This window comes from Leisingera daeponensis DSM 23529 (assembly GCF_000473145.1).
Lineage (GTDB): Bacteria > Pseudomonadota > Alphaproteobacteria > Rhodobacterales > Rhodobacteraceae > Leisingera > Leisingera daeponensis.
On record NZ_KI421500.1, the window covers coordinates 485,556 to 497,223 of the forward strand.

The window sequence follows — 11,668 nt, forward strand, 5'->3', positions numbered from 1 at the left end:
GAGGATCTGCGGGATGTTCAACGCAAGCATGAGTTTCGATCTTGGTGAGGATGTTAACGCCCTGCGCGATGTGGTTCACCGCTGGGCGCAGGACCGCGTCAAGCCGATGGCGCAGGAGATCGACCAGAAAAACGAATTCCCTGCGGATCTGTGGCAGGAGATGGGCGAGCTGGGCCTGCTGGGCATCACAGTGCCGGAGGAATTCGGCGGCGCCGGCATGTCCTATCTGGCCCACACCGTCGCGGTGGAGGAAATCGCCCGGGCCTCGGCCTCCGTCTCGCTGTCCTACGGCGCGCATTCCAACCTGTGCGTCAACCAGATCAAGCTGAACGGCAACGCCGAGCAGAAGCAGAAATACCTGCCCCGGCTGATCTCGGGCGAGCATGTCGGCGCGCTGGCAATGTCCGAGGCGGGCGCGGGCTCTGACGTGGTGTCGATGTCGCTGCGTGCCGAAAAGCGCAACGATCACTTCCGCCTGAACGGCAACAAGTACTGGATCACCAACGGCCCCGACGCCGACACGCTGGTGGTTTACGCCAAGACCGATCCGGAGGCGGGCTCGAAGGGGATCACCGCCTTCCTGATCGAAAAGGAAATGAAGGGCTTCTCCACCTCCAAGCATTTCGACAAGCTGGGGATGCGCGGCTCCAACACGGCTGAGCTGGTGTTCGAGGATGTGGAAGTCCCGTTCGAGAACGTGCTGGGCGAAGAGGGCAAGGGCGTGCGCGTTCTGATGTCCGGCCTGGATTATGAGCGCGTGGTGCTGGCGGGCATCGGCCTCGGCATCATGGCGTCCTGCATGGATGAGATGATGCCCTACATGGCGGAACGCAAGCAGTTCGGCCAGCCGATCGGGAACTTCCAGCTTATGCAGGCCAAGATTGCCGATATGTACACGGCGATGAACTCGGCGCGGGCCTATGTCTATGAAGTGGCGAAATCCTGCGACAATGGCACCGTGACCCGCCAGGACGCGGCGGCTTGCTGCCTTTATGCTTCCGAGGTGGCGATGACCCAGGCGCACCAGGCGGTGCAGGCCTTCGGCGGCGCGGGCTACCTGTCCGACAACCCGGTCGGCCGCATCTTCCGCGATGCCAAGCTGATGGAAATCGGCGCAGGCACCAGCGAAATCCGGCGGATGCTGATCGGCCGCGAGCTGATGGGCACCATGTAACAAAAGAAAACCCCGCGCTCCGAAGGAGGCGCGGGGTTTGAAACAGGCCTGGCGGCACGAGGTCAGCCGCCAGACCGGAACCAGGTCACTTAGGATCAGAAGCGGTGCACGTAAGCGAAGTTCACGACAACCGGATCGATCTCTGCGGTGCCGATGCTGGCGCCGTTCAGGCTCGCATCGGTGTCGATGTCCATCCAGCGGACGTTGAACCGCAGCGCGCCATTGTCGGAAATCTGGTAGTCGGCACCGGCATTGACCGCGACACCAAAGCTGTCATCGAGGTCCAGCGTGCCAAGCGCGGTCTCTTCCTCGAAGAAGGTGGTGTAGTTCAGGCCCAGACCCAGGAACGGCTTGACCTTGCCGGCGGTCGGGAAGTGGTAGTTGACCGACAGGGTCGGCGGCAGTTGCTTGGCGGACGCGGCAAAAGCGCCGTTCAGGCGGACGTCGTGCTCGAACGGCGAGGCCGCCAGCAGCTCGACACCCCAGTTGTCGCGGAAGAAGTATTCAACGGTCAGCGACAGCGCGGTGCCATCGTCGATATCGGCCGCCATGCCGGCCAGGGTGCCGTTGCCGGATTTCGGGTTGACGTTGGCGATACCGACACCAACGGTCCAGTCGCCTTGCTGCTGGGCCAGCGCGGGGCCAGCCAGAGCGGCGAGGGCAGAAGTCAGTGCCAATGCGGAAACCATGCGTTTCATCGGGTGCGTCCCTTTTCTTGTGTTTGCCCCGCAGTGGTGCCCCAAGGAGCGGCTGAAAACTCTGATCTGGATCAAGGGGCGGATTGCTTTGCCATTGTAAATCCAGTGGAAAATTGCATGGCTGCCATGCGTTTCAGGAATGTCTAAATATGCATGATGGTTGTAACATTCCTGGACTTCGCCCGGATGGCAGCTGGGACCTGCCGGAGCGGCTGAACATGGCCGCGCAATGCCTGGCGCATCCGGCTGAAAAGACCGCCCTGATTGACATGACCGGCGCGGCGCGGCGCGACATTTCTTATGGCGAGCTTTCGCAGATGACCGACGGGCTGGCCCGCTATCTGCTGACCCGCATCCAGCCCGGCGACCGGGTGGGCGTGCTGCTCAGCCAGTCGCCCTGGTGCGCCGCGGCGCATCTGGCAATCTGGAAGGCGGGCGGCATCTCGGTGCCCTTGTTCAAGCTGTTCAAACACGATGCGCTGGCCTCCCGCGCCGGCGACGCGGGCGTGCGCTTCGTCTTCACCGATACCGAGGGCGCCGGCCTGCTGGGAGATCTGGCCGAAGCGGTGATGGCCGACAGCGCCGGGCTGGAGGGGGCGCCGGTCCCCTTCGCGGATACCGCGCCGGAGACCCCGGCGGTGCTGATCTATACCTCCGGCACCACCGGCAGCCCCAAGGGCGCGCTGCACGGCCACCGGGTCCTGACCGGCCACCTGCCGGGCGTTGCCATCAGCCATGACCACCTGGGTCAGCCCGGCGATGTCCTTTGGACCCCGGCGGACTGGGCCTGGATCGGCGGGCTGTTCGACGTGCTGATGCCGGGCCTGGCGCTGGGCGTGCCGGTGGTGGCCGCGCGGCTGGACAAGTTCTCGCCGGAGGCCTGCGCGGATCTGATCGCCACGGCCGGCGTGCGCAACGTGTTCTTCCCGCCCACGGCGCTGCGGATGCTGAAAGCAGCGGGGCAGGGGCTCAGCGGCCTGCGCTCGGTTGCCAGCGGCGGAGAGCCCCTGGGCGCTGAGATGCTCGCCTGGGGCCGGCGCCGCCTGGGCGTGACCATCAACGAATTCTATGGCCAGACCGAATGCAACATGGTGGCCTCCTCCTGCGCAGCAGATTTCGAGCCGCGGCCGGGCTGCATCGGCAAAGCGGTGCCGGGGCATGAACTGGCGGTGATCGACGCGGCGGGCGACCCCACGGAGGATGAGGGCGACGTCGCCATCCGCCGCGGCTCGGCCTCGATGCTGCTGGAATACTGGAACCGGCCGGAGGAAACCGCCGCCAAGTTCCGCGGCGGCTGGCTGGTGACCGGCGACCGCGGCATCTGGGAGGGCGGTTACCTGCGGTTTGTGGGCCGCGAGGATGACGTGATCACCTCCGGCGGCTACCGCATCGGCCCGGCGGAGATCGAGGACTGCCTGCTGACCCACCCTGCTGTGGCGACGGTGGGCGTGGTCGGCAAGCCCGATCCGCTGCGCACCGAAATCGTCAAGGCTTATGTGGTGCTGAAAGCCGGCGCCAAAGCCTCGGAGCAGGAACTGCAGGACTACGTCAAGGACCGCCTCGCGCATTATTCCTACCCGCGCGAAGTGGCCTTTCTCGACGCACTGCCGATGACCGTGACCGGCAAGGTGATCCGCAAGGAGCTCAAGGCGCGGGCAGCGGGGGAGGTGCAATGACCCAAGGTGTTGCATACCCGGCGCACGCTGCCCCAACCGGAATGAAAGACATTTCCCGTACAACGGGAAGCGGCCTAACCCCTATAACGGGAGAGTGGACATGAAACTCACATCCAAGGCGTTGCCTTCCTCGGAAGGCTTCAAGCAGAACCGCGAGGCGCATCTGGCGGCCCTTGCGCAGATCAGCGAGGCGGCGGAGGCCGCGCGCATGGGCGGCGGCGAAAAATCCCGCGCCCGCCATGAAAGCCGCGGCAAGATGCTGCCGCGCCGCCGGGTGGCGAACCTCCTCGATCCCGGCTCCCCGTTCCTGGAAATCGGCGCCACCGCGGCGCACGCCATGTACGACGGTGCGGCACCTGCGGCCGGCGTGATCGCGGGCATCGGCCGGGTGCACGGGCAAGAGGTCATGGTGGTCTGCAACGACGCCACTGTGAAGGGCGGCACCTATTACCCGATGACGGTGAAGAAACACCTGCGCGCGCAGGAGATCGCCGAAGAAAACCGCCTTCCCTGCATCTACCTGGTCGACTCCGGCGGTGCCAACCTGCCCAACCAGGACGAGGTCTTCCCCGACCGCGACCATTTCGGGCGCATCTTCTACAACCAGGCTCGGATGTCGGCCAAGGGCATCCCGCAGATCGCCGTTGTTATGGGCTCCTGCACCGCGGGCGGCGCCTATGTGCCGGCGATGTCGGACGTCACCATTATCGTGAAGGAACAGGGCACCATCTTCCTTGCCGGCCCGCCGCTGGTGAAGGCGGCCACGGGTGAGGTCGTCAGCGCCGAGGACCTGGGCGGCGGCGACGTGCATACGCGCCTGTCCGGCGTGGCAGATTACCTGGCCGAGGATGATGCCCACGCGCTGGCGCTGGCGCGGCGCGCGGTGCAGTCGCTGAACATCACCAGACCGCTGACGGTGAACTGGGCCAGCCCCGAGGAACCCGCCTACGACCCCGAGGAGATCCTCGGCGTGGTGCCCGGCGACCTGCGCACCCCTTATGACATCCGCGAGGTGATCGCGCGGCTGGTCGACGGCTCCCGCTTTGACGAGTTCAAGCCGCGTTTCGGCGAGACGCTTGTCACCGGCTTTGCCCATCTGAAGGGCTGCCCAATCGGCATCGTCGCCAACAACGGCGTGCTGTTCTCGGAAGCCGCCCAAAAAGGCGCGCATTTCGTCGAGCTGTGCTCGCAGCGCAAGATTCCTCTGGTGTTCCTGCAGAACATCACCGGCTTCATGGTCGGCCGAAAGTATGAAAACGAGGGCATCGCCCGCCATGGCGCCAAGATGGTGACGGCAGTGGCCACCACCAATGTGCCGAAAGTCACCATGCTGGTCGGCGGCTCCTTTGGCGCGGGCAACTACGGCATGTCGGGCCGCGCCTACCAGCCGCGCTTCCTGTGGACCTGGCCGAACTCCCGCATCTCGGTGATGGGCGGCGAGCAGGCTGCGGGCGTGCTGGCAACGGTGAAACGCGACGCCATCGAACGCCAGGGCGGCAGCTGGAGCGCTGAGGAGGAAGCCGAGTTCAAGCGCCCCACCATTGAGATGTTCGAGGAGCAGAGCCACCCGCTGTATGCCTCGGCGCGCCTTTGGGACGACGGCATCATCGACCCGCGCAAGAGCCGCGACGTGCTGGCGCTCTCGCTCAGCGCGGCGCTGAACGCCCCGATCGAAGAGACCAAATTCGGCGTCTTCCGGATGTAAGCGCCGTCGCTTTCATCTTTCGCAAAATACTCCGGGGGTCCGGGGGCAGCGCCCCCGGTCCGGCGATCCAGACAAAGGACCAACCCCATGTTTGACAAGATCCTGATTGCCAACCGCGGCGAAATCGCCTGCCGCGTGATGGAAACTGCGCGCGCCATGGGCGTGCGCACGGTGGCGGTCTATTCCGACGCCGACGCCGCCGCAAAACACGTGCAAATGGCGGATGAGGCGGTGCACATCGGCGGCCCGGCCCCGGCGGACAGCTACCTGAAAGGGGATGAGATCATCCGGGTGGCGCAGGAAACCGGCGCCCAGGCGATCCACCCGGGGTACGGCTTCCTGTCGGAAAACCCGAAATTCGTCGAGGCGGTGGAGGCTGCGGGCCTCGTGTTCATCGGGCCGTCGGCGGATGCGATCCGCAAGATGGGCCTCAAGGACGCCGCCAAGGCGCTGATGGAGGCGGCCGGCGTGCCGGTGGTGCCGGGTTATCACGGCGCCAGCCAGGATCCGGAGTTCCTGGCAAGCGAAGCCGGGAAGATCGGCTATCCGGTGCTGATCAAGGCGGTGGCCGGCGGCGGCGGCAAGGGGATGCGTCTGGTTGAGAAGCCGGAGGAATTCGCCGACGCCCTGAAAAGTGCGCAGGGCGAGGCGACCACGGCCTTTGGCAATCCCGACGTTCTGATCGAGAAATACATCCAGCAGCCCCGCCATATCGAGGTGCAGGTCTTTGGCGACGGGACGCAGGCGGTGCATCTGTTTGAGCGCGACTGCTCGCTGCAGCGCCGCCACCAGAAGGTGATCGAGGAAGCCCCGGCGCCCGGCATGACCGAGGAGATGCGCGAGGCGATGGGCCAGGCCGGCGTGCGCGCGGCTGAGGCGATCGGCTATAAGGGCGCGGGCACGGTGGAATTCATCGTCGATGGCTCCGACGGGCTGCGCCCCGATGGCTTCTGGTTCATGGAAATGAACACCCGCCTGCAGGTGGAGCACCCGGTGACCGAGCTGATTACCGGCGTCGATCTGGTGGAATGGCAGCTGCGCGTTGCCTCGGGTGAGAGCCTGCCTGCCAGGCAGGAAGACCTCACCATCACCGGCCACGCCTTTGAGGCACGGCTTTATGCGGAGGATGTGCCGAAGGGCTTCCTGCCCGCAACCGGCACGCTGACGCATCTGTCCTTCCCGGCAGAGGCCCGCGCCGACAGCGGTGTGCGGGCAGGGGACACCATCAGCCCCTGGTACGATCCGATGATCTCCAAGGTGATCGTGCATGGCTCCACCCGCAAGGTGGCGCTGTCGCGGCTGGCGCGCGCGCTGGAGGACACCGAGGTCGGCGGCACCGTCACCAACCTGGCGTTCCTTGGCGCGCTGGCCGCGCATGAGGGGTTTGCCAATGGCGAGGTGGACACCGGCCTTATCGCCCGCGATCTGGACGCTCTGGTGGCCGCGCCGCAGGCCGAGCTGCGCCACAAGGCGGCGGCGGGCATGGTGGCGCTGGACCTGGTGCAGGCCGCAGCGCACACCGGCTTCAGCCTGTGGACGCCGCTGCACCGCGCTGTGACCCTGACCCATGCGGGCGAGGAGTTCACCGCCGATGTGCAGGTCGACGGGCCGGACCGGCAGCTGTGGACCATCGAGGGCGGCACCGTTGTGGCCGAGCGCAGCCAGGGCCAGTGGCGCATCGGCGAGCGCCGGATGCCGACGGTCTCGCAGTCCGGGTCCCTGATCACCGTGCATGACGCCTACGGGCTGGAATTCACCGTGGTGGACCCGCTCGACCGTGCGGCCGTTGCGGGCGGGGATCTGAATGTGGTCGAGGCGCCGATGCCGGGCCTGGTCAAGGCGGTGTTTGCCGAAGCAGGCCAATCGGTGAAGGAGGGCGACCGGCTCGCCGTTCTGGAAGCCATGAAGATGGAGCACTCGCTGCTGGCGGCGCGCGATGGTGTCGTCGCGGAAGTGCTGGCCTCGGCCGGCGATCAGGTCGAGGCGGGCGCCGCGCTGGTGCGGCTGGAAGAAGACGACAGCTGACCTGAAGTCCGGGGCGGCGCGTCTGCCGCCCCTGCCGGGATTTGAGTATTTTTGGAAAGATGAAGCCGAAGGGGCGTTTCATGAGCGAGTTTGCCGAGATCTTCGAGGTCGGTCCGCGCGACGGGCTGCAGAATGAGAAGCGCGAAATTCCGGTGGCCGAGAAGGTGGCGCTGACCGATTGCCTGAGCCGCGCCGGGTTCAAGCGGATCGAGGTGGCGAGTTTCGTGTCGCCCAAATGGGTGCCGCAGATGGCGGGCAGCGCTGAGGTGCTGGCCGGCATCACCCGCGCCCCCGGCGTAAGCTACGCGGCGCTGACGCCCAACATGCGCGGGTTTGAGGATGCGGTGGCGGCAAAGGCGGATGAGATTGCGGTCTTTGCGTCCGCCTCTGAAGGGTTCTCCAAGGCCAATATCAACGCGACCATCGAGGAAAGCATCACCCGCTTTCTGCCCATTCTGGACGCGGCAAAGGACATCGGGCTGCCGGTCCGCGGCTATGTGTCCTGCGTGACCGACTGCCCGTTTGACGGGCCGACTCCGCCGCAGAAGGTGGCGGAGGTGGCGCGCCGGCTGTTCGAGCTGGGCTGCTATGAGATTTCGCTGGGCGATACCATCGGGCAGGGCACGCCGGAAACGATCTCGGCGATGCTGCAGGCGGTGGTCCAGCAGGTGCCGGCCGGGCGGCTTGCCGGTCATTATCATGACACCGCCGGGCGGGCGCTGGACAATATCGAGGCCTCCCTGGATCTTGGCGTGCGGGTGTTCGATGCCGCGGTGGGCGGCCTTGGCGGCTGCCCCTATGCGCCGGGGGCCGCGGGCAACGTGGCCACCGAAGCGGTCCACAAGCGCCTGACGGAACTAGGCTATCACACCGGCCTGGACGCGGATGTGCTGGACGAGGCCGCCGCGATGGCCCGCGCCATGCGCGGCCTGCAGTAAGATTTCAGCGGAGAAGCAAGATGTTTGAAACGATCACCCTGGAAACCGACGCCCGCGGCGTCTGCACCCTGACGCTGAACCGCCCGGACAAGCACAACGCCATGTCCGGCCAGATGCTGCAGGAGCTGACCCTTGCGGCAAAGCGGCTGGCGGCGGATGACACCGTGCGCGTGGTCGTGCTGACCGGCGCGGGCAAGAGCTTTTGCGCGGGCGGCGACCTGGGCTGGATGCGCCAGCAGATGGATGCGGACGCCGAAACCCGCGGCCGCGAGGCGCGGGTGCTGGCAGAGATGCTGATGGCGCTCAACACCCTGCCCAAGCCGGTGATCGGCGCGCTGCAGGGCAATGCCTTCGGCGGCGGCGTCGGCATGGCTTCGGTCTGCGATGTGGCCATCGGCGCGGATCATCTGAAGATGGGCCTGACCGAAACCAGGCTGGGGCTGATTCCCGCCACCATCGGCCCCTATGTGATTGCCCGCATGGGTGAGGCCAAGGCGCGCCGCGTGTTCATGTCGGCGCGGCTGTTCGGCGCGGCTGAGGCGGTGGAGCTGGGCCTGCTGGCCAAGGCGGTTCCGGCGGACCAGCTGGCCGAGGCCGTCGAGGCGGAGGTTTCCCCCTATCTGAACTGCGCGCCGGGGGCCGTGGCGGCCGCCAAGCAACTGGCGCGTGACCTGGGTCCAAGGCTGGATGATGCCGTGATCGACCACACGATCGAGGCGCTTGTGGAGCGCTGGGAAGGCGAGGAGGCCCGCGAGGGCATCAGCGCCTTCTTCGAGAAGCGCAAGCCCGGCTGGCAGGTCTGATAAACCGGTATTTCCGACTCACTTTTGAAGGGCGGCAGCAGCTTTCGCTGCTGCCGCTTTTCTTATGAAATCACTAAGAAATCACACCACCGTTGCGGCTGTGCTTTTTCCTGTCACAAACCCCGTTGTTTAACCTTGCCTTAGTTGACGCTGTAGGGGCGGAGGGGTAGACACACTCCAAATCAACACGCCAATTGACGTCGCGCGGGAAACCGCCGGGGAAAGGAGCTGCTCTTGGAAGAGATGTTGAGGGAGTACCTGCCGATCATGGTCTTCCTGGCCGTCGCGGCAGGATTGGGGATTGTCCTTATCCTGGCAGCCGTTGTGCTGGCGGTCCGCAATCCGGACCCGGAGAAGGTCAGCGCCTACGAATGCGGTTTCAACGCGTTCGACGATGCCCGTATGAAATTCGATGTCAGGTTCTATCTGGTGTCGATTCTCTTCATTATTTTCGACCTGGAAATCGCTTTCCTGTTTCCCTGGGCCGTCGGTTTCAAGGACATCAGCGACACCGGCTTCTGGTCGATGATGGTGTTCCTGGGCGTTCTGACCATCGGATTCGCCTATGAGTGGAAGAAAGGGGCCCTGGAATGGCAGTGATGACCGGAGCCAACACCGCCGGTGTGGACAAGGAAGTTGTCACCCGGGCCCTCAATGCAGAGCTTCAGGACAAGGGCTTTCTGCTCACCTCGGCCGAGGACATCATCAACTGGGCGCGCACGGGCTCCCTGCACTGGATGACCTTCGGCCTGGCCTGCTGCGCGGTTGAGATGATGCACACCTCGATGCCGCGCTACGACGCCGAACGCTTCGGCATCGCGCCGCGCGCGTCGCCGCGCCAGTCGGACGTGATGATCGTCGCGGGCACCCTGACCAACAAAATGGCGCCGGCCCTGCGCAAGGTCTACGACCAGATGCCCGAGCCGCGTTACGTGATCTCGATGGGCTCCTGCGCCAACGGCGGCGGCTATTACCACTACAGCTATTCCGTGGTGCGCGGCTGCGACCGGGTTGTGCCGGTTGACGTCTATGTGCCCGGCTGCCCGCCGACGGCTGAGGCGCTGCTGTACGGACTGATGCAGCTGCAGCGCAAGATCCGCCGCACCGGCACCCTGGTGCGCTGAGGAAGGGCGGAGAAAACATGACTGAAGCACTGAAAGAGCTTGGCGCCCAGATCGAAGCCAAACGCCCCGATTGCGTGGTGGCCTGGAGCGTGTCCTTTGACGAGCTGACCATTGACGTCACGCCCTCGAACATCGCCGGTCTGGTGGAGTTCCTGAAATCGGACCCGAACTGCAAGTTTTCAACCCTGGTGGACATCACCGCGGTGGATTACCCCGACCGCGCCAAGCGGTTCGACGTGGTCTATCACTTCCTGTCGATGTACCGGAACCAGCGCATCCGCCTGCGCGCCGCCGTGCGCGAGGATGAGATGGTGCCCTCTATCGTGAAGGTGCACCCCTCGGCCAACTGGTTCGAGCGGGAAGTTTACGACATGTTCGGCATCCTGTTCTCGGGCCACCCGGACCTGCGCCGGATTCTGACCGACTACGGCTTCCGCGGCTACCCGCTGCGCAAGGACTTCCCGACCACCGGCTATACCGAGGTGCGGTATGACGAGGTGCAGAAGCGGGTGGTCTATGAGCCGGTGAAGCTGGTGCAGGAATACCGCCAGTTCGATTTCATGTCGCCGTGGGAAGGTGCGGAATACATCCTGCCCGGCGACGAGAAGGAAGCTGCCAAATGACGATGGCAACGCCCGTTCATGACTGGCCGGAAGGTTTGGAGCGCGTGGTGCTGTGCATTGGTGCGCCCAAAGCCGCGACCACCTTCCTTTACGTCATGCTGCGCGGCGATCCTCGTGTTTGTGTTTCGAAAACCAAGGAAGTCCATTTCTGGGATGTCGCGAGCGGAATCAATTCCCGCCTGTGGCAGAAACGGGCTCTGAAAACGCTGCTTAAGCAATGCTCGATTCTACTGGTCTCCCCTTTCCGCAAGTCAGATCTGACGTGGCGCGACATTAAACGCTCTGTTTTGTTGCTGCGCCTGCGGTGGGGCGGGCTCAAGCAGGCATCGCGCTATATCGACTACCTGCTTAGCGACTACCAGCAGGAAAAGGTGGTTTTCGAGGCTTCGCCGGGGTATTCGATTTGCGACGCCGGGACCCTTGCGCAGATGGGGCGGGTTCACGAGAACACTCATCTGGTATTGATGGTTCGCGACCCGGTTCAGCGGCTTTGGTCCGATACACGGCACCGCCTGCGGCCGGGGATCAAGGCCGGTAAAGTGCAGCGCGAGGAAGTGTTGCAAGCGTTTGAAAGGGACTTCAGCGATCCCGGCAGCTTCGGGTATCGCAACTCTGATTACGCATCGATCATCAGCCGCTTGGAAGAGGCCGGCCTGGGCGGAAAACTGTGGTGCGTGTTCTACGAAAACATAACGGACGAACGCGAACGGTCTGTGTTGAAAAGCGCTTTGGGTTTTGAGCCGGAACTGACATTCAGCGAACGCGTGAATGTTGGCCAGGACATCACTCCTTCGCCGGAATTGATGGACAGGGCAAAACAGGCTTTTGGCCATGTATACGAATACATGTACGAAAGATATGGCAGCCGTGTACCAAGCAATTGGTTGGCTTAGGGTGCGATA

11 protein-coding genes are annotated in these 11,668 nt (G+C 64.7%); 10 read left to right on the plus strand and 1 reads right to left on the minus strand.

Translation table 11 applies throughout. The features are described from left to right. Nucleotides 1-13 precede the first annotated feature (13 nt). A complete protein-coding gene (locus DAEP_RS0102730; protein ID WP_027243600.1) occupies nt 14-1,174 on the plus strand; it encodes an isovaleryl-CoA dehydrogenase in 1,161 nt (386 codons plus the stop codon). Between the two features lie 95 nt (nt 1,175-1,269). Here DAEP_RS0102730 and DAEP_RS0102735 read toward each other — a convergent pair whose 3' ends face one another. Continuing rightward, nucleotides 1,270-1,872, minus strand: coding sequence for an OmpW/AlkL family protein (locus tag DAEP_RS0102735; protein ID WP_027243601.1), 603 nt, complete (start codon nt 1,870-1,872; stop codon nt 1,270-1,272). 149 nt (nt 1,873-2,021) lie between these two features. Between DAEP_RS0102735 and DAEP_RS0102740 the strand changes: the two genes are divergently transcribed. From DAEP_RS0102740 to DAEP_RS0102780, 9 genes are all read left to right on the plus strand, one after another. Then, nucleotides 2,022-3,548 carry an AMP-binding protein gene (locus tag DAEP_RS0102740; RefSeq protein ID WP_027243602.1) on the plus strand — a complete coding sequence of 509 codons (1,527 nt, stop codon included), beginning with the start codon at nt 2,022-2,024 and terminating at the stop codon, nt 3,546-3,548. A 100-nt stretch (nt 3,549-3,648) separates the two neighbouring features. Continuing rightward, nucleotides 3,649-5,253 (plus strand): carboxyl transferase domain-containing protein, encoded by a 1,605-nt coding sequence (locus DAEP_RS0102745; RefSeq protein ID WP_027243603.1) that lies wholly within the window; start codon nt 3,649-3,651, stop codon nt 5,251-5,253. A gap of 87 nt (nt 5,254-5,340) precedes the next feature. Continuing rightward, the gene (locus tag DAEP_RS0102750; protein WP_027243604.1) at nt 5,341-7,278 is read left to right on the plus strand and encodes an acetyl/propionyl/methylcrotonyl-CoA carboxylase subunit alpha; all 1,938 of its coding nucleotides are present in this window, start codon (nt 5,341-5,343) and stop codon (nt 7,276-7,278) included. 80 nt (nt 7,279-7,358) lie between these two features. After that, the gene (locus tag DAEP_RS0102755) at nt 7,359-8,216 is read left to right on the plus strand and encodes a hydroxymethylglutaryl-CoA lyase (RefSeq protein WP_027243605.1); all 858 of its coding nucleotides are present in this window, start codon (nt 7,359-7,361) and stop codon (nt 8,214-8,216) included. A 20-nt stretch (nt 8,217-8,236) separates the two neighbouring features. Beyond that, nucleotides 8,237-9,019, plus strand: coding sequence for a crotonase/enoyl-CoA hydratase family protein (locus DAEP_RS0102760; RefSeq protein WP_027243606.1), 783 nt, complete (start codon nt 8,237-8,239; stop codon nt 9,017-9,019). Between the two features lie 234 nt (nt 9,020-9,253). Then, on the plus strand, nt 9,254-9,619 hold the full coding sequence (locus tag DAEP_RS0102765) for an NADH-quinone oxidoreductase subunit A (protein WP_008556024.1): 366 nt from the start codon (nt 9,254-9,256) through the stop codon (nt 9,617-9,619). After that, nucleotides 9,610-10,143: a NuoB/complex I 20 kDa subunit family protein gene (locus DAEP_RS0102770; protein WP_027237089.1), complete on the plus strand. Its 534-nt coding sequence runs from the start codon at nt 9,610-9,612 to the stop codon at nt 10,141-10,143. The genes DAEP_RS0102765 and DAEP_RS0102770 overlap by 10 nt, the downstream gene beginning before the upstream one ends. A 17-nt stretch (nt 10,144-10,160) precedes the next feature. Then, nucleotides 10,161-10,766, plus strand: coding sequence for an NADH-quinone oxidoreductase subunit C (locus tag DAEP_RS0102775; RefSeq protein ID WP_027243607.1), 606 nt, complete (start codon nt 10,161-10,163; stop codon nt 10,764-10,766). Then, nucleotides 10,763-11,659 (plus strand): sulfotransferase, encoded by an 897-nt coding sequence (locus DAEP_RS0102780; protein WP_027243608.1) that lies wholly within the window; start codon nt 10,763-10,765, stop codon nt 11,657-11,659. Before DAEP_RS0102775 ends, DAEP_RS0102780 begins: the two co-directional genes overlap by 4 nt. Nucleotides 11,660-11,668: the final 9 nt, after the last annotated feature.

What these genes read in the sequence shown, in the direction of transcription:
- DAEP_RS0102730 (WP_027243600.1), top strand. Translation starts at nt 14, where the DNA reads ATGTTCAACGCAAGCATGAGTTTCGATCTTGGTGAGGATGTTAACGCC.
- DAEP_RS0102735 (WP_027243601.1), bottom strand. Translation starts at nt 1,872, where the DNA reads ATGAAACGCATGGTTTCCGCATTGGCACTGACTTCTGCCCTCGCCGCT.
- DAEP_RS0102740 (WP_027243602.1), top strand. Translation starts at nt 2,022, where the DNA reads ATGCATGATGGTTGTAACATTCCTGGACTTCGCCCGGATGGCAGCTGG.
- DAEP_RS0102745 (WP_027243603.1), top strand. Translation starts at nt 3,649, where the DNA reads ATGAAACTCACATCCAAGGCGTTGCCTTCCTCGGAAGGCTTCAAGCAG.
- DAEP_RS0102750 (WP_027243604.1), top strand. Translation starts at nt 5,341, where the DNA reads ATGTTTGACAAGATCCTGATTGCCAACCGCGGCGAAATCGCCTGCCGC.
- DAEP_RS0102755 (WP_027243605.1), top strand. Translation starts at nt 7,359, where the DNA reads ATGAGCGAGTTTGCCGAGATCTTCGAGGTCGGTCCGCGCGACGGGCTG.
- DAEP_RS0102760 (WP_027243606.1), top strand. Translation starts at nt 8,237, where the DNA reads ATGTTTGAAACGATCACCCTGGAAACCGACGCCCGCGGCGTCTGCACC.
- DAEP_RS0102770 (WP_027237089.1), top strand. Translation starts at nt 9,610, where the DNA reads ATGGCAGTGATGACCGGAGCCAACACCGCCGGTGTGGACAAGGAAGTT.
- DAEP_RS0102775 (WP_027243607.1), top strand. Translation starts at nt 10,161, where the DNA reads ATGACTGAAGCACTGAAAGAGCTTGGCGCCCAGATCGAAGCCAAACGC.
- DAEP_RS0102780 (WP_027243608.1), top strand. Translation starts at nt 10,763, where the DNA reads ATGACGATGGCAACGCCCGTTCATGACTGGCCGGAAGGTTTGGAGCGC.